At 42.2% G+C, this 16,157-nt stretch carries 16 protein-coding genes and 1 riboswitch; of the genes, 11 read left to right on the top strand and 5 right to left on the bottom strand.

What is annotated here, in order from left to right; all coding sequences use genetic code 11:
* Positions 1 to 18 precede the first annotated feature (18 nt).
* From sufB to GLV98_RS05970, 8 genes are all read left to right on the top strand, one after another.
* A complete protein-coding gene (gene sufB, locus GLV98_RS06005; protein ID WP_146816698.1) occupies positions 19 to 1,416 on the top strand; it encodes a Fe-S cluster assembly protein SufB in 1,398 nt (465 codons plus the stop codon).
* Between the two features lie 855 nt (positions 1,417 to 2,271).
* Positions 2,272 to 3,084 (top strand): sulfite exporter TauE/SafE family protein, encoded by an 813-nt coding sequence (locus tag GLV98_RS06000; protein WP_160913117.1) that lies wholly within the window; start codon positions 2,272 to 2,274, stop codon positions 3,082 to 3,084.
* An 11-nt stretch (positions 3,085 to 3,095) separates the two neighbouring features.
* Complete coding sequence (locus tag GLV98_RS05995) at positions 3,096 to 4,481, top strand: bifunctional metallophosphatase/5'-nucleotidase (protein WP_202409943.1); 1,386 nt, start codon at positions 3,096 to 3,098, stop codon at positions 4,479 to 4,481.
* 58 nt (positions 4,482 to 4,539) lie between these two features.
* Positions 4,540 to 5,625, top strand: a complete 1,086-nt coding sequence (locus GLV98_RS05990; protein WP_160913113.1) for an HD-GYP domain-containing protein — start codon at positions 4,540 to 4,542, stop codon at positions 5,623 to 5,625.
* Positions 5,626 to 5,675: 50 nt separating this feature from the next.
* Positions 5,676 to 6,446 (top strand): sporulation protein YunB, encoded by a 771-nt coding sequence (gene yunB, locus GLV98_RS05985; protein WP_146816690.1) that lies wholly within the window; start codon positions 5,676 to 5,678, stop codon positions 6,444 to 6,446.
* Between the two features lie 54 nt (positions 6,447 to 6,500).
* A riboswitch (Lysine riboswitch) is annotated at positions 6,501 to 6,684 on the top strand.
* A 134-nt stretch (positions 6,685 to 6,818) separates the two neighbouring features.
* On the top strand, positions 6,819 to 8,375 hold the full coding sequence (locus GLV98_RS05980) for a Na+/H+ antiporter NhaC family protein (protein ID WP_160913112.1): 1,557 nt from the start codon (positions 6,819 to 6,821) through the stop codon (positions 8,373 to 8,375).
* A 271-nt stretch (positions 8,376 to 8,646) separates the two neighbouring features.
* Positions 8,647 to 10,173, top strand: coding sequence for a sodium-dependent transporter (locus tag GLV98_RS05975; RefSeq protein WP_160913109.1), 1,527 nt, complete (start codon positions 8,647 to 8,649; stop codon positions 10,171 to 10,173).
* A 1-nt stretch (position 10,174) separates the two neighbouring features.
* Positions 10,175 to 10,273 (top strand): methionine/alanine import family NSS transporter small subunit, encoded by a 99-nt coding sequence (locus GLV98_RS05970; protein WP_160913107.1) that lies wholly within the window; start codon positions 10,175 to 10,177, stop codon positions 10,271 to 10,273.
* 33 nt (positions 10,274 to 10,306) lie between these two features.
* Here the strand turns inward: GLV98_RS05970 and GLV98_RS05965 are convergent, their stop codons facing one another.
* Complete coding sequence (locus tag GLV98_RS05965) at positions 10,307 to 11,209, bottom strand: M23 family metallopeptidase (RefSeq protein ID WP_272917287.1); 903 nt, start codon at positions 11,207 to 11,209, stop codon at positions 10,307 to 10,309.
* A 114-nt stretch (positions 11,210 to 11,323) separates the two neighbouring features.
* Positions 11,324 to 11,953, bottom strand: a complete 630-nt coding sequence (locus GLV98_RS05960; RefSeq protein ID WP_160913103.1) for a YhcN/YlaJ family sporulation lipoprotein — start codon at positions 11,951 to 11,953, stop codon at positions 11,324 to 11,326.
* Positions 11,954 to 12,088: 135 nt separating this feature from the next.
* Here GLV98_RS05960 and GLV98_RS05955 point away from each other — a divergent pair, with 135 nt between their 5' ends.
* Complete coding sequence (locus GLV98_RS05955; RefSeq protein WP_160913101.1) at positions 12,089 to 12,364, top strand: YutD family protein; 276 nt, start codon at positions 12,089 to 12,091, stop codon at positions 12,362 to 12,364.
* Between the two features lie 43 nt (positions 12,365 to 12,407).
* Here GLV98_RS05955 and GLV98_RS05950 read toward each other — a convergent pair whose 3' ends face one another.
* Positions 12,408 to 12,695, bottom strand: a complete 288-nt coding sequence (locus GLV98_RS05950) for a cytosolic protein (RefSeq protein WP_160913099.1) — start codon at positions 12,693 to 12,695, stop codon at positions 12,408 to 12,410.
* A 56-nt stretch (positions 12,696 to 12,751) separates the two neighbouring features.
* The gene (locus GLV98_RS05945) at positions 12,752 to 13,018 is read right to left on the bottom strand and encodes a DUF3055 domain-containing protein (protein ID WP_160913097.1); all 267 of its coding nucleotides are present in this window, start codon (positions 13,016 to 13,018) and stop codon (positions 12,752 to 12,754) included.
* A gap of 166 nt (positions 13,019 to 13,184) precedes the next feature.
* On the opposite strand from GLV98_RS05945, the gene GLV98_RS05940 reads away from it, so the two are divergent.
* Both GLV98_RS05940 and GLV98_RS05935 read left to right on the top strand, forming a co-directional pair.
* A complete protein-coding gene (locus tag GLV98_RS05940) occupies positions 13,185 to 13,622 on the top strand; it encodes a DUF86 domain-containing protein (RefSeq protein ID WP_160913095.1) in 438 nt (145 codons plus the stop codon).
* A 21-nt stretch (positions 13,623 to 13,643) separates the two neighbouring features.
* Complete coding sequence (locus tag GLV98_RS05935; protein WP_160914445.1) at positions 13,644 to 14,432, top strand: TIGR01457 family HAD-type hydrolase; 789 nt, start codon at positions 13,644 to 13,646, stop codon at positions 14,430 to 14,432.
* 37 nt (positions 14,433 to 14,469) lie between these two features.
* On the opposite strand, the gene GLV98_RS05930 is transcribed toward GLV98_RS05935, so the two are convergent.
* Positions 14,470 to 16,029, bottom strand: coding sequence for a hypothetical protein (locus GLV98_RS05930; RefSeq protein ID WP_160913092.1), 1,560 nt, complete (start codon positions 16,027 to 16,029; stop codon positions 14,470 to 14,472).
* Positions 16,030 to 16,157 lie beyond the last annotated feature (128 nt).

Genomic DNA, 16,157 nt, shown 5'->3' with positions numbered 1-16,157 from the left:
CAAAAGGAGGTATATAACATGGCCAAAAAAGCGCCAGAAGTGGGAGAGTATCAATACGGTTTCCACGAAAAAGATGTTTCGATTTTCCGTACGCAAAAAGGTTTGACGAAAGAAGTCGTTGAACAAATCTCCAACTATAAAGAAGAACCGAAGTGGATGCTAGACTTCCGTTTGAAGTCTTTGGAGCAGTTCTATAAAATGCCGATGCCTCAGTGGGGCGGCGATCTATCTGAACTAAATTTTGATGACATCACTTATTATGTGAAGCCATCTGAACGTTCAGAGCGTTCATGGGATGAAGTACCTGAAGAAATTAAAAACACATTCGACCGTCTGGGTATTCCAGAAGCCGAGCAGAAGTACCTTGCTGGTGTATCCGCTCAGTATGAATCCGAGGTCGTTTATCACAACATGGAAAAAGACCTTGAAGATTTGGGTGTTATTTTCAAGGACACGGACTCTGCACTTAAAGAGAATGAAGATCTTTTCAAAGAGTACTTCGGTAAAGTTATTCCACCGTCTGATAACAAATTCGCAGCGTTGAACTCTGCGGTTTGGTCCGGAGGTTCCTTCATTTATGTACCGAAAGATACGAAAGTAGAAACGCCTTTGCAAGCATACTTCCGTATCAACTCTGAGAATATGGGTCAATTTGAGCGTACGTTGATCATTGCTGACGAAGGGTCTTCTGTTCACTACGTAGAAGGTTGTACAGCACCAACGTATTCTTCAAGCTCTCTGCATAGTGCCGTTGTAGAAATCTTTGTTAAGGATAACGCTTATTGCCGTTATACAACGATCCAAAACTGGGCGAACAACGTGTACAACCTTGTAACAAAACGTGCGGTTGCAGAGTCAAACGCTACAATGGAATGGGTCGACGGAAACCTTGGTTCCAAATTGACGATGAAGTATCCTGCTGTGCTTCTTAAAGGTGAAGGCGCGCGTGGAATGACGCTTTCCATCGCTCTAGCTGGTAAAGGGCAGCACCAGGATGCCGGTGCTAAAATGCACCACTTGGCACCAAACACTTCTTCTACGATCGTTTCTAAATCCATCTCTAAACATGGTGGTAAAGTAACGTATCGCGGAATTGTTCAATTCGGTCGTAAAGCTGAAGGTGCTCGTTCCAACGTTGAGTGCGATACGCTCATCATGGATAACGAGTCTACATCAGATACGATTCCTTACAATGAAATCATGAACGAGAACATCTCTCTTGAGCACGAAGCGAAAGTTTCTAAGGTGTCAGAAGAGCAGTTGTTCTACTTGATGAGTCGTGGTCTTTCTGAAGAAGAAGCTACGGAAATGATCGTCATGGGCTTCATTGAGCCGTTCACTAAAGAGCTCCCAATGGAGTATGCCGTAGAAATGAACCGTCTAATCAAATTCGAAATGGAAGGTTCCATCGGTTAATAAAAGATATAAAGCCGTGCAGATATCATCTGCACGGCTTTTTCATCGTGGACCGGTAAATTGATTCTGCTTAGTAGTTATATAAGTATATGGCAGGATTGTGGAAGACTCAGTTTCGAGACTTTTCGGGGTTCGTTGCCCGGGTTGAGCGCCAGGGGTGGCTGGGAAGCTACTCGTCTAGCTCCATCGCCCAGACACTCGCGTCATAAGCAGAACAGCAAAGGAATGAAAGGGACATTCCGTTGCTGTTCTGCTTATGCCAGTCGTGTCTACCAGGGCGATTCCGCATTTGAACACTTTCCTGTGGGGGAGTGCCGAGCTTCCTCGGGCTACGCCCTGCGGGATCTCGCCTATCTCCTTTCTCCCACGGGAGTCTCGCAGCTTCCCAGCAACCCCTTTCGATGTGAGGGAGAAACGAACCCCTGTACCAAGTTGCATGGTCTTTCACTATCGTATTGGGAGAGGTATAAAGCGCTCAGGATCAAGCTTTTATGTGCTATAGAGGTGTTCTATAATCCACTTCCCATAATTATACGAGCTGACCTTTTAGTAGTGGTTTTGAGAATCTTCCATGGCAAAGGGGCGGAGGGAAATGGCGAGACTCCTGCGGGAAAAAAGTGCAGGGTGAGACCCCACAGGACGCAGTCCGAGGAGGCTCACCGCGCTCCCGCGGAAAGCGAGCTATTCCCCGCAGCCCCCATCCACTCAACAAAAGTCTCGAAATCAAGTCTTTAAGAATAAGGAGCTTTTCTATAATTAATGGGGATGTTTGATACTCCAGTGGAGGCAAGATGTTTTATGAATACAAAACATGATACTATAATATTATCTATTAAGAGTTAAGGAAGATTCGATATGTTTTTGATTATGTTTGTGATCGGTTTAATCACAGCCCTGGTTGGCAGTGTGGCAGGCCTTGGAGGAGGCGTTATTTTAGTTCCTGTTCTCCTATTTTTAGGTGATCATTTTGCTTCCTTCGATTGGGTTACCCCCCAGACAATCGTGGGAATTTCTTTAGTTGTGATGATTTTTACGGGGATGTCCTCAGCCATCTCGTATATGAAGCACCACCGTGTTGATACAGGAATTGGACTAGTTTTTTTGAGTGGCAGCATTCCGGGAGGCATTTTAGGCTCCTGGCTGAATCAATTTTTTGAAACGGATGGTTTTTCTCTTTTCTTTGGAATTGTTATGATTGCGGTTTCTTTACTGTTTTTTATTCCGAGAAGAGAAGCAGGACAGTCCTTATTTAAAACAGGTATGTCGAGAGAGAAAACAGTGGACGGGAAAGTGTATAAGTACCGGATGCCTTTTTGGGTTGGATTCATCTTATCGTTTTGTGTAGGCATGCTTTCTGGTTTATTAGGCATAGGTGGAGGATCTCTAATGGTCCCAGCTATGATTTTACTATTGAACATACCCCCTCATATTGCTACAGCGACTTCTATGTTCATGATTTTTTTTGCGAGCATAACAAGCTCTGCGACACATGTTGTTTTAGGTCATGTGGACTGGAGTCACACCCTCTGGTTTATTCCGGGAGCTTACTTAGGAGGAACGCTTGGGGCATGGGTCAATCGACGGCTTGATGGACAAGTAGTGGAAAGATTCCTGAGAGTACTGCTCGTATTGATTGGCATACGTTTAATTTGGCAAGGTTTAGGGTGAGGAGACTGATGATGAAGGAAAAACTATACTTTTATTATACAAGCGATCTGCACAGTCACTTTGAAAATTGGCCACAAATCGTCGGGTATTTTAATGATCAAAAAAAGAAACACGAGAAAAAAGGCGAAGAGTACTGGCTTTTTGATAATGGCGATCATGTTGATCGTTTCCATCCGATAGCGGAAGGCTTGATGGGAAAAGGCAACGTAGAACTATTGAATGAAGCTGGATATGATGTGGCAACGATCGGGAATAATGAAGGCATTACTTTAGCGAGCGAAGATCTTCATTCCTTATACGATCATGCGACTTTTCGGGTCGTTTGTGCCAATTTGGATTGTAAGAGCTCCTCTTCACCTGCTTGGTTAAAGCCCTACCACATTCTTGAGTCCAAATATGGGACGAAAATTGGCGTATTAGGTTTGACTGCTCCATTTCAAGCATTCTACCAGCAACTAGGGTGGGATGTGCTTTCGCCATTCGATATCTTGGATGGGGTAATCGAAGAGTTGAGAAATCAAACGGATATCATTATCTTACTTTCACACCTAGGTATTAATGAAGACGAGGAAATCGCGAGACGTTATTCAGACATTGATATTATCATTGGAGGGCACACGCACCATCTTTTCAAGAATGGTGAATATATTGATGGGGTCTTGTTGACAGCAGCAGGTAAACATGGGACACACCTCGGTGAAGTTGCTGTAGAATGGAACATCGACACCCGCCACCTGGAAAAGAAAGAGGCCTATGCCATACCAACGGAACAACTGAAAAAAGATGATGGAGTAACAAAAAAAGTCAAGGAGATCCGTTCTAAAGCTGTTCATGAACTAGGCACTCCCGTGACTTATCTCCGTGAACCTCTGCACATCGCATGGTTTCAAGACACCCCGCTTATGAAACGCTTGACTGATCAATTACGCTTGTGGACATCAGCGGATATAGCGATGTTAAATGCAGGTGTGCTTCTCGATCATTTATCTGCTGGAGAGATTACTTATGAAGATATTCATCGTATTTGTCCCCATCCGATGAATCCCTGTCTTGTCGAATTGAAAGGTGATGAACTGCTGGAAGTGGTACGAGCGGCACATACGAAAGAACTTACGGAAATAAGGCTGAAAGGGTTTGGCTTCAGAGGCGAAGTGATCGGTAAAATGGTTTTTGCAGGTATTGACATAGAAATGGGAATGGATGATGATGGTGGTGAACATGTAAAGCGTGTTACCTTTGCTGGTGAACCGATTGATTATGATCGGACGTATCAGTTCGCTACAGCTGACACCTTTACGTTTGGTCGATTCTTTCCTGAAATCGCTTATGCGAAGTCAAAGAAATATTTTATGCCGGAATTATTGCGAGATCTTTTATCTGAAGCACTTAAGTCTTAACACGTGGAGCTACCTTCTTAGGTAGCTCTCTTACATAACGGATCGTAAGGAGTTTATTATGAGAGTCGTTGCAACAAATTCACTGCTACCAGGGGCTGTATTAGCTAAAACCATTTACAATGAAAGCGGTCAAGCGCTTCTCCAACAAGGTGTCGCTTTTACACCGCGGATCATCGAACGTTTAAAAAGTTTTGATATTACTTATGTGTATATTGAAGATGGACGAACATCAGATATCATTGCCGACTCTCCTCTCTCTGAAAAGACACGGATGAAGGCGATCCATTCTATTAAACAGTCCTTTTCCACCATCCATCACTCTGTCTTATCGGAACATCGCTATGTTTTAGAGGAAACGGGAAAAGAAATGCGTGGGGTTGTGCGTTCTCTAATTAGAGAATTACGGAATCATGGAGAAGTCATGTCATTGTTGTCGGATGTTTGTACCCATGATGATTATATCTTTACCCATTCATTGAACGTCACCATGTACGCTCTTGCTTTAGGGAAAGAGTTGAACCTGACATCTCCTAGGATAGAGGAACTCGGACTAGGTGCCATCCTTCATGACGTAGGGAAAATGAACGTACCGAGAGAGATCCTCCTCAAGCCGGGCAGGTTGACGGGGGATGAATTCGAAGCTATTCAAACACATGCAGAAGCTGGGTTTGAAATCCTGCGCCAATCACCTAACATTCCTCTTTTAGCGGCGCATTGCGCGTACCAACACCACGAGAGGATGGATGGATCAGGATATCCGAGGGGAATCAAGAGTGATGACATTCATCTATTCGGAAAGATTCTAGCCATTGCCGATGTATTTGATGCTGTCACCAGTAATCGTGTATATCGGGAAGCCATGCTTCCTCATGAAGGCTTAGAAATCTTATATTCAGGATCGGGTTCTTTGTTTGATCAAAGCATGGTTGAGGCTTTCAGGCGCTGTATTGCGGTTTATCCAAACGGATTATCTGTTCAACTGGATGATGGACGTGATGCGATTGTCGTTAAACAAAACCCAAACCTGTGTGATCGTCCCGTCGTAAGGGAAATAAACAGTGATGGGACAAGAGGACGAGACATCGACTTGTCCAAAGAATTGAATATTATGATCGCAAATTGTCATCTGACATCGGTAAGTTGATGCTTAAACCCTTCTTTTCTTTCATATAGATAGATGAGGAGGGTTGTTCTATGCCAAAAAAGAGTGCGACTACTGGTTCCACGATCGGAAAAAGGATTGTGCTTAGTCTGCTGTTTTTCGCCCTTTTCACAGCGTTAAGCCTCTGGTTCATTAACAGAGGTGTGACCCCGGCGCTCGTTGAAATTGCTGAAACGAAGGCTCAGCAGCTGGCAAGGGATGCCATTAATGAAGCAGTCAGCAAAACGATCGCAGAAGATTTACAATTCAATGACCTCGTAAATATGGAGAAAGATAACCAAGGAAACATCGTTTATATGGGTTGGAACTCTGTTGTGGTAAACCGAGCGCTTCGTGATACGACCATACGTGTCCAAAACTTTTTAAAAAGGATGGAGCTTGGCGAGCTTCCTATGGAGGATACTTCTTTAGAGCCTAATATTGATCCTGATCGCACACAGGAAGAATTAGGAGAACAGCCAGCGACTCTTATCGAACTTCCCATCGGCGTAGCGACAAACAACAGTTTACTTGCGAACTTAGGACCAAAAGTCCCTGTGCAACTTAGAGTGATTGGAGACGTACAATCTGAAGTTGATATTAAGATGACGGAATATGGGATTAACGCTGCTTTATTTGAACTGACGATTCATTTTGAAGTGAATGTTCGAATCGTTATTCCTTTTTCTACAGAAACAACTGTCGTAACGAATAACATTCCAATTGATCAAGCCACCATCCTCGGAAAAGTACCTAATTTTTATGGTGGTATGGGGGGAGAAGGAGATCCATCATTTTCTTATCCAATGGACCCCTTGCAATAAATGCTTGGAATTGTTAAAATTATCGAGAATTGAATATGCGTGACCTTATCAGATCGGTGAGGTAGAGGTGCAAACACCATCAGTAATCAATTGGAGCCAGACAAGCGACGATGATTGATGGAAGGGGATGTTTGCCGAAGTGTTTTATAGTTCGTCATGCTGTAAGACGCTGGTGTATATCTGAACAAGAGATACACTGTCATGCATGCTTTTGGGTGCATGGGGCGCTACTGATCGAAATGGAGGATAATCAAATTGCCACTTACAAGGCAATGGTAGGTTATTTTCTATCATTGTCTTTTTTTATTCCTCATTTTTATCCGCAGTAGCCTTCCAATCCCGTTACATCAAGATTTTCGGAGGGGAAACATCATGGAAGGAACCATCTATTCTTTAATTCCAGCAGTATTAATGTTAATCCTTGTTCTGCTGACAAGGAAAGTTATCCTATCCTTAGGGATCGGGATCATCGTAGGAGCGTTCTTGCTCACACAAATGGATATTGGCGGAGGTATATCGTTAATCTGGTCGATTTTCGCGAACATCTTCGTCAGTGAAGGCGCACTGAATATGGGAAACATTTACTTGTTATCATTTCTATTCTTACTAGGAATTACCACCGCCTTCATGACAGCATCAGGAGGAAGCCGTGCGTTTGGTCGTTGGGCAGTCGAACGAATTCGTACACGAAAAGGAGCAACACTTGTTCCGGCTCTTCTTGGAATCATCATCTTTATTGATGATTACTTCAATGCACTGGCCGTAGGACAAGTAGCCCGTCCAGTAACCGATCGATATAAAGTATCCCGGGCAAAATTAGCGTATTATATCGATTCCACATCGGCTCCAATTACTGTCATATCACCGATTTCCAGCTGGGGCGCTTATATTATTGGAACGATCGGAAGTATTCTGGCTGCCAATGAAATCACACAGTATCAAGCGTTCGAAGCATTTGTGTTGATGATTCCAGCAAATTTATATGTATTTGCGGCATTATTACTCGTATTTCTGACGATTTACTTAAGTATGGACATTGGTCCGATGAAAGTTCATGAAAAACGAGCCATTGAAACTGGAGAGTTGAACAACCCTGAAAAAGGCGACGTTCCTGGTGATTTGAATGATGAATTCAAGGAGCATAACCATGGCAAAATCTCTCATCTTATTTGGCCGATTGTTGCTCTCGTTGTCGGTACAGTGTTAACAATGGTTATCACCGGAATTCGCAACACGGAAGGCAGTGTTGATCTTCTGTCCATTTTTGCCAACACAAATGTGAATATTTCACTGTTTATAGGTGGAGTTGTCTCGGTTGTTATTGCACTTGTTCTGTATATCAGTCAACCCAAGCCTAAATCAGGAGTTCCTCTAGTCTTTGGTCAAGGGATGAAAGCTATGTTACCAGCGATTTACATCTTGGTTTTTGCCTGGATGATCGGTGATATCATCGGCCAACTTCAAACCGGTGAATATTTAGCCCAACAGTTCACTCAAGCAGATATCAACCTTGCCTATCTGCCTCTTATCATTTTCTTGCTGTCTGGCTTCATGGCTTTATCTACAGGTACATCTTGGGGAACATTCGGGATTATGCTTCCAATTGCAGGAGAAATCGCAGCAGTATCTGATCCTACACTGATTCTGCCGGCGCTGTCAGCAGTACTCGCTGGCTCTGTTTTTGGAGATCACTGTTCACCGATATCCGATACGACCATTCTTTCCTCGACAGGGGCAGGATCGAACCATATCGATCACGTACTCACACAGCTTCCTTATGCGCTTATCGCTGCAGGAGCTGCTTCGATCGGTTATGTGATATTAGGACTAACTGGCGGAGTTTGGCTGCCGTTGCTCTTGACGTTAATCATTGTAGGCGTCGTTGCCTTTATCATTCACAAATTTAATCATAGCCAACCAACGGAGTAAAAATGAAAAGAAACCATTAAAGAGAGTATGGAACGTTCAACGTTCCGTACTCTCTTTTTGTTCTATTCTCTCTACTAAGGATATATGGTAATTAATCTATAATATGGTAGACCCATATACTCAAGCCTTTTTTCTCACCTTCCAATTTCTGAAAATTTTAAAATTATTTTGACAAGCTGTGTATTGCTAGTTATAATTTAAAGCAGAATAATCAGAAAAATAAAAATTTAAAAACATCTTTCGGGATGTTTAACTCAGGGAGGTCTTTCGCATGGAAAATCGTGCACAATGGGGAACACGAGCCGGTTTTATACTGGCAGCCGTCGGTTCAGCTATCGGTTTAGGTAACATTTGGCGTTTCCCGGCAGTAGCTTATGAAAATGGTGGTGGGGCATTTTTTATTCCTTATTTATTTGCTCTATTAACAGCAGGTATTCCGCTACTTGTTATGGAATTCACCATCGGTCACAAATTTAGAGGGTCAGCACCACTTTCATTCTTCAGAATGAACCGGAAAACAGAATGGCTTGGCTGGTGGGCAGTACTTGTATCATTCGTTATTTCGACATATTATGCTGTCATTATTGCCTGGGCAATTTCATACAGTTTCTTTGCATTCAACCTTTCATGGGGGGATGACACCGAAGGCTTTTTGTTTAGCGATTATTTGCAATTATCCGTAGATCCTGGTCAGACAGGAAGCCTTGTCCCTGGTGTTCTTATTCCATTACTTATTGTTTGGTTGATTACACTAGGTGTCCTTTTCAAAGGTGTTAAAAAAGGAATTGAAGCAGCAAACAGAATCTTTATTCCAACACTGGTTGTCCTTTTCATGATTATCGTTATAAGGGCAATCACTCTTCCGGGGGCGGCAGAAGGTCTTCAGACGTTCTTTGCTCCAGATTTTAGTGCGATTACAGATAGTTCCGTGTGGGTAGCAGCTTACGGGCAAATTTTCTTCAGTTTGTCCATCGCCTTTGCGATTATGATTACGTACTCCAGTTACCTACCTAAGAAGTCAGATTTAACGAACAATGCTTTCATTGCTGGCTTTGGTAACTCAAGTTTCGAACTACTTGCTGGTATCGGTGTATTCGGGGCCTTAGGATTCATGGCTTCTCAAAGTGGTGTACCAGTGAATGAAGTAGTGAGTGGTGGTGTGGGGCTTGCGTTCGTCGTCTTCCCACAAATCATAAATGAGTTCCCAGCTCTTAATGGTCTATTCGGATTCTTATTCTTTGCTTCATTAGTATTAGCCGGTCTATCTTCATTAATCTCCATTTCAGAGACTTATGTAGCAGGCTTGAGTGAAAAATTCGGGCTTTCAAGAAAAGCTGCTGTAGGGCTGGGTGGCGGACTTGCTGCCATCATTTCCTTACTTTTCGCAACACAAGGTGGACTGTACTTCCTTGATGCAGCTGACTATTTCATAAACCAATTTGGTGTGGCTTTTGTCGGCCTCGTTGAAGTCGTAGTCATTGCCTGGTTCTTACGTAATCTTAATGACTTTCAGGCCCATGCTAACGGTATTTCTGATATTCGTCTTGGAGGATGGTGGAAGATCTGTCTTGGTGTAATCACGCCAATCGTCCTTGGATTTATGATGTTCGACTTATTCAAGACGAACCTTCTTCAACAATTTGATACGGAAACAGGGAACTATGCAGGATATACAGATGGTTTCATTTTATTCGGGGGTTGGTTTGTAGCAGCATTTGCCATTGTAGCCGGCTTCTTGATGACATTGAAGCGTTGGGATTCAAAAGCAGTTGAAGAGGTCAAGAAGGAGGTAAGCTAATATGACAGCTGGTGCAGTAACAATGATGATTCTCGGAATGATCGTAATATGGGGTGGCCTGGCTGCCAGTATTACGAATGCCGTTAAAAAATCAAAATAACAGGAAAAGCGTCGCACATAACGTGCGGCGCTTTTATTTTTTGGTCATTCTTTCCCACTTCTTTAGAAAAGGGTAAGGGTCAAAGGACCATTCGTTTTTTCCATTATCTTGATACATGCCGTAATGAAGGTGGGGAGGGAACTTCCCTGAAGTTCCAGGAGGTCCATAACCAGAAGCTCCTACCGATCCAATTACATCACCAGGTTGTACGATGTCCCCCACTTTAATATCTTCTGAAAAGCTGTGCAAATGGGCGTAATAGTGGTAAATGTTGTAGATATCCCGGATCCCGATTCGCCACCCTCCGAACTTATTCCAACCTTTCATCTCTACAACTCCATATGTTGTAGATTTAACAGGCACTCCGTAATTAGCGAAAATATCTGTGCCTTCATGAATGCGTCTTCCTCCGAAGCCCCGGGCATCTCCCCATGTGCTTCTATAACTGTAATTCGCTTGGAGAGGGAGGGGAAAGTCGCGGTTTGTCAAATTTACGGTCTTAAATTTCTTGAATACTTTTGCTGTGTTCATAATGGTTTGAACGGTAAGGTCTCTTTTGTAATAATTCCACAGGGCAATTTTAATATCATCCCTCGTGGTACCGTAGGATTTCAAGTATGTGCCTATTGAATAGAGCACGTCTTCATCATTTTTCAACTGAACCTTTTGATCACCATTTCCATCTGAACCCCAGCCATCTGGGAAGAATGCGGAGGGCATTTCTCCAGCAGAACCGGTCCAGAACATCGGATCCGCTTCAATTGCTGTGACACGCCCTTCTTTAGGGTCGTCATGGACTTGCCTCTCATATTGGTCGATAGCTGCGAGGTACTCCCAGGGAATATCTGTGATGGCTGATGTTTTTTTATATAATGCCATTCGCGCATTGCTCTCATCATCTGCATGTATGGAACCTGCAGAGAATAATACACACATGCTAAGACATAAAATCATTGATCCGATGTATTTCATAAACTCACCTTCAATGTTTTGATACCTATAGCATGAGGCAGGCATGCTTTTGTTATGAATGGAAAAATTGGGGTGAGGTCAGTTTTCCATCCCAGTTTCTTCTTCAGTATTCATGTTGGGGCCAACATCCGGTTGATTAGGGTTGGTTTCATCAACTTTTCCCTGTGGTGACTTTTTCATCTTTTTGATAATGCTGTCGATTGTATCGTTATAGCCTTGATCGTATACGGTAGAATTACTTAAACTTTGGATATCTCCAAAGGAAGCAGGATTGTCGGAAACATACACATGGTAAAAGCTTGGAACTAAAGAATAGGCTGTCTTTTGAACCATATCAGCAGCTGTTTCCCGATTTAAGTCGTCTGTTTTTTTGTATGCGACGAGTACCTCGTTATCCGTAACTACTGTGGCTACGTCATCGAATTGATCATAGCGGAGGATCATTCGGGAAATCATATCCGCCATTTCTTCACGGTTGACTTTGATTTCACGATGCTCTTCAGCATCTTGGTTTAACTGATCTTTGTTAAAGCGTACATAACCGACTTGCCCATCTTTTGGCTTTTCGTTATATCCATCCATGGCATTGCCATTCAGCGTGTCATCATCCATCATATTTTTGGCTTGTTCTTCCTTTGTTTCTTGACATCCTGCAACAATGAGTGTGACAAGAGATAAAAGGGTAAAGACTTTCCAAATTTTTTTCATCATATTTCCTCCTTCATGTAACTGTTTATAATTATTAGATTGAGCAGTTTTATCGGAAACATACTTTTTGACTTTGTTGTATTTCCTAACAAATGAAAAAATGTGATACACTGAAAAAGGATAGAGGTGATACAAATGATTGAGCTGGCTGGGAAAACGTATGAGATCCTGGAGGACTATCAAGAAGGCTTTCAACAAGAAGAAGTGGAAGGTCGTTTTAGTGATATCCTGAATAAATATGACTTTATCGTTGGAGATTGGGGTTATGGTCAATTACGTTTAAAAGGGTTTTATGATGATCAAAATTCCAAAGCAACGTTTGATACCAAAATCAGTACGCTGGAAGATTATTTGTATGAATACTGTAATTTTGGTTGTTCTTATTTTGTACTGAAGAGAATTCGTCAATAAGAAACGGCGCGCAAATGATCGCACGCCGTTTTTTATTTCGATTTTAATGCGTTTCTTCAGAAGGTTTTACATTTTTATCTTTTTCATCATGCGTCGGGTGAGCACCATCCTCTTGACGAGGGAGGTCTTGGTGAAGTCCTTTATTTTCATAGTTAAAAGCGCTGTAGTACCGCTGTTGTTCTGTCCATGGCGCACTTTTATCATTGGTTACAGGTTCATATTTGTTTCTGGGTGCGCCATAAGGCCCTTCAGGAAGTTGTTCAGGAGTCAAGTAATTACGCTGGGCTTCGACATTGGCAAAATCCGAATACTTACGTTTTTCTTTACCCATAAAAAAACCTCCTTCTGCGTTATTTTTTGTCGAAGGAGGTTTTTTTATGCTTGTTCTTATAGGAGGTCTGGAAGGTAATTTCTTAATTCCTCTGCTTCCATAGCACTGAGTTGAAACATGTGTTCCAGATGGCCGATTTCATTGATGTTTTGATGATCGAGCAAAGCTTGGCGATTTTTAGGTAAGTTGATGACCATCGTTTGGTTTTGAAAATAATCGGCCTTCATGAGTGCAAGTTCAAAACGGTGACTGCCTGCTGTGAATGAAACAAATCGAGTGCTTGTATTTTGAGTGACGTCTTCAAGAAGCGGACGTTGTGCCATGATGTGATCATCTCCTATTTTTGTATTTTTTAATCCGCTGCGAAAAACTTTAGCATTAGTATGCCCGATTTCTATGAAATCAGACGCTTAAAAATCAGGAAGCGTGAGAGTAAGTCTTTTATGGTATCATGAATGAAAATGGTCATTTTTGTGGGAGGTTAACAAAATGTATTTTGTGAATCGAGAAAAAATTGAAGAGGTTTTATCATATATGGAAAAGATACAGGAAGAATTGGCGGAACACTCTTATATCCGCTTTGCAGACCAGCTTCTTTTAGAGCGCATGACACACTTAAACATAGAAGCCATCATTGATGTCGGAAATATGATGATCGATGGATTTATCATGAGAGATCCAGGAAGTTATGAAGATATTATCGACATCCTTACAGATGAAAAGGTATTACCTGAAGATGAGCAGGAAGCATACAAGCAGTTTGTTCAACTTAGAAAAATGATTGTACAACAATATACGGAAGTCGACCATGAGCATATCGTTAACGTGTGGCAGGAACAAAAGGACTCGTTACAAGCTTTCCCACGTCGTGTCCGTAATTACTTGGATAATGAGCTTGGACCCGTGTCTGCCTTTTCCAAAAGCTGAGGAGTGTGCAAAAGTATGAACATGAAGGAATACAAAGGTTATCTCATTGATCTCGATGGAACCATGTACAAAGGCGCTGAACGGATTGAAGGCGCGTCAGAATTCGTCGAGTATTTAAAAGAGAAGGACCTTCCATTTATGTATTTGACAAACAACTCTTCAAAAACCGTGGACCAAATTGCAGAGAAACTCAATCAAATCGGAGTCCGTGCTAAGCCGGAGCAAGTTTATACGAGCAGCCTTGCCACAGCTGAGTATATAAGCAGTAAAAAGGAAAAAGCCCGTGTTATTGCTATAGGGGAAGAAGGGTTATTCGACGCTTTGCGTCAAGAGGGCTTGGAATTAGTGCAAGAGGAAGCAGACTTCGTGGTGATTGGTATTGACCGGGAAGTTAATTATGAGAAGCTGGCTTCGGCGTGTTTGGAAGTGAGGAACGGAGCTGCTTTCATAAGTACAAATGGAGACATTGCCATTCCTACTGAACGGGGTCTTGTGCCTGGAAATGGAGCTTTGACATCTGTGGTTTCTGTGAGTACCGGTGTGAATCCGGTGTTTGTAGGTAAACCTGAGCCTTTGATTATGTCTCGGGCACTCAAACGGTTAGGTTATAATAAAGAGGATGTCTTAATGGTTGGAGACAATTACAACACAGATATCAAAGCCGGAATGACAGCTGGCTTGGATACATTGATGGTAGAAACTGGGTTGAGTACATTCGATGAAATTAAGGATGAGGAACATCAGCCCACGTACAAATGCGAAGATTTATTCCATTGGATCCAGCGTTTGAATTCTAATGAAAAGAAATAGATAAACGACCAGAGAATAACTCTGGTCGTTTGTTTTTCTACATAAGATAGGGACCGAAAAAGACGGTAATAAAAAGCACGTGCATTCCTATGAAATAGGTGAGTTGAATGGGATTGGACCAGTCTTTAGAACGTGCCCCCGCTTTTAATATGCCGTAAGCAATGCCTGCAAATACGAGTAAAAACAAGATAGGGCTACCCGGAAAACTTAAATACTCTGGAGCTCTAGCGAGAAGTGCTTCCGAAAACATTGGATCCCTTGCAACAATTGCTGCCACTAAGTAAATGAGTATTCCTGTATAGAGAACCCAAGAGCGGTCTTGGTCAAGCGCATCAGCTTTAGAAAACATGATAAAAATCATGAAAAGGAGAGGCCATAGAAACCAGAATGTAGAGATGATCAGGGCAAATAAACCTGAGGAAAGCATACCGATGGTTTTTCCGGAAGCAAGCAGCAAACCTTGTTTTGTTACCTGGTCTGCCCGCTCGATTACTTCAGGTTTGCTTGAAGCTAACAACAACTTATGATCGTCCCCACCATTGTCTACCCACAAAACCGTCTGTTCATTTAGCCTCACTGGAAAATTAGAAAATGAAGGTGTATTGCTTAATCGTGTTACAGTTGTGCCACTGTTCTCACTCAGGGTTGCTTGGTATATGTTAAATTGCGGACCTGGCCGGAAAAGCGTGTCCGTCCATCCATTTGCTTTAAAGAGGAGTACTGGCCCGTTCTCCGTATTATAAATGCTGAGATCAGATATTTCTTTCAGCTCATTTGTGGAGGAAGGATCTTGAAAATCGACTCTGGTTAGATTAGGGTTTTCCCCAAAAGGAGCCTCTGCATAATAATAGTAATTTTGTATTTTGCCGGATTGGCTTTGTTTTTGTATCGTTGTAACAAGCAACTGATAACTGTCATTTTTGCTCGTGAATTGGATATTATTGACTTGTTCAGATTCTTTGACAGAGAACGTTGCTTCACCTAGTGGAGTTATGTTGTTCTTATCCACCTGGTAGTATGTCAATAAATTCCCTGAAGACGTGACTTGATCTGTCAATAAATAAGTACCGCTATCCGTCTCCGCCATATGGACAGAGGCTTTCGGGTTTTTCAATGATAAAAGCTCTTTACTAGTAGATTCATTTACGTCAAAGCTATAAATTTTATCCTCATTTCTGTAAAATACACTGTTTTCGAGAGGATAAAAAGCTTGAACGTCAGTGATTTTATCCCCTGTCTCCTGATCATACATACTATAATAATCGGCAAAAATTACTTTGTTTGTACCTATGTAGAATTGGGTGAATTTATCGACAGGGATATCATATGAGTTTTGTTCCTTTATTTCATATTGCTCGTTGTAAATGTTTTGTTGGATTCCGTCTTTGGTGAGAAAAGAAACGGACGGGCTCCCATCGTGAATGCCTACGTTTGGGGTCCGTAAAACAGGTGTGGTTCCAATATCCAGGGCGCGGCTCCAATTCTCATCCGGCGGCTCCGTGACTTTTTGATAATTATGAGAAAACAGCAAGCTTACCGCGACCAGAACGATGATCGTAGGAAGCAGCCAAACTAACTTTCCTCTCCAACTTTTCATCTATTGTATCTCCTTCCTTTTTCTACCTCTTCATGTAGTACGTAGTTACGATTATAAAGGTTTCAGAAAAATAAAAATACGATTAGAAAAGAAGTCTGAAAAATCATATCCCGTTATATGTAGTTCCT

The organism is Halobacillus litoralis, from assembly GCF_009856415.1.
In the GTDB taxonomy this organism is placed as follows: Bacteria; Bacillota; Bacilli; order Bacillales; family Halobacillaceae; genus Halobacillus; species Halobacillus litoralis_C.
This window is presented reverse-complemented; position numbering and strand designations above follow the sequence as displayed.

Excerpts from the sequence above, each read along its gene's own strand:
- sufB (WP_146816698.1), top strand. The coding sequence starts at position 19 with ATGGCCAAAAAAGCGCCAGAAGTGGGAGAGTATCAATACGGTTTCCAC.
- GLV98_RS06000 (WP_160913117.1), top strand. The coding sequence starts at position 2,272 with ATGTTTTTGATTATGTTTGTGATCGGTTTAATCACAGCCCTGGTTGGC.
- GLV98_RS05995 (WP_202409943.1), top strand. The coding sequence starts at position 3,096 with ATGAAGGAAAAACTATACTTTTATTATACAAGCGATCTGCACAGTCAC.
- GLV98_RS05990 (WP_160913113.1), top strand. The coding sequence starts at position 4,540 with ATGAGAGTCGTTGCAACAAATTCACTGCTACCAGGGGCTGTATTAGCT.
- yunB (WP_146816690.1), top strand. The coding sequence starts at position 5,676 with ATGCCAAAAAAGAGTGCGACTACTGGTTCCACGATCGGAAAAAGGATT.
- GLV98_RS05980 (WP_160913112.1), top strand. The coding sequence starts at position 6,819 with ATGGAAGGAACCATCTATTCTTTAATTCCAGCAGTATTAATGTTAATC.
- GLV98_RS05975 (WP_160913109.1), top strand. The coding sequence starts at position 8,647 with ATGGAAAATCGTGCACAATGGGGAACACGAGCCGGTTTTATACTGGCA.
- GLV98_RS05970 (WP_160913107.1), top strand. The coding sequence starts at position 10,175 with ATGACAGCTGGTGCAGTAACAATGATGATTCTCGGAATGATCGTAATA.
- GLV98_RS05965 (WP_272917287.1), bottom strand. The coding sequence starts at position 11,209 with ATGTGTGTATTATTCTCTGCAGGTTCCATACATGCAGATGATGAGAGC.
- GLV98_RS05960 (WP_160913103.1), bottom strand. The coding sequence starts at position 11,953 with ATGAAAAAAATTTGGAAAGTCTTTACCCTTTTATCTCTTGTCACACTC.
- GLV98_RS05955 (WP_160913101.1), top strand. The coding sequence starts at position 12,089 with ATGATTGAGCTGGCTGGGAAAACGTATGAGATCCTGGAGGACTATCAA.
- GLV98_RS05950 (WP_160913099.1), bottom strand. The coding sequence starts at position 12,695 with ATGGGTAAAGAAAAACGTAAGTATTCGGATTTTGCCAATGTCGAAGCC.
- GLV98_RS05945 (WP_160913097.1), bottom strand. The coding sequence starts at position 13,018 with ATGGCACAACGTCCGCTTCTTGAAGACGTCACTCAAAATACAAGCACT.
- GLV98_RS05940 (WP_160913095.1), top strand. The coding sequence starts at position 13,185 with ATGTATTTTGTGAATCGAGAAAAAATTGAAGAGGTTTTATCATATATG.
- GLV98_RS05935 (WP_160914445.1), top strand. The coding sequence starts at position 13,644 with ATGAAGGAATACAAAGGTTATCTCATTGATCTCGATGGAACCATGTAC.
- GLV98_RS05930 (WP_160913092.1), bottom strand. The coding sequence starts at position 16,029 with ATGAAAAGTTGGAGAGGAAAGTTAGTTTGGCTGCTTCCTACGATCATC.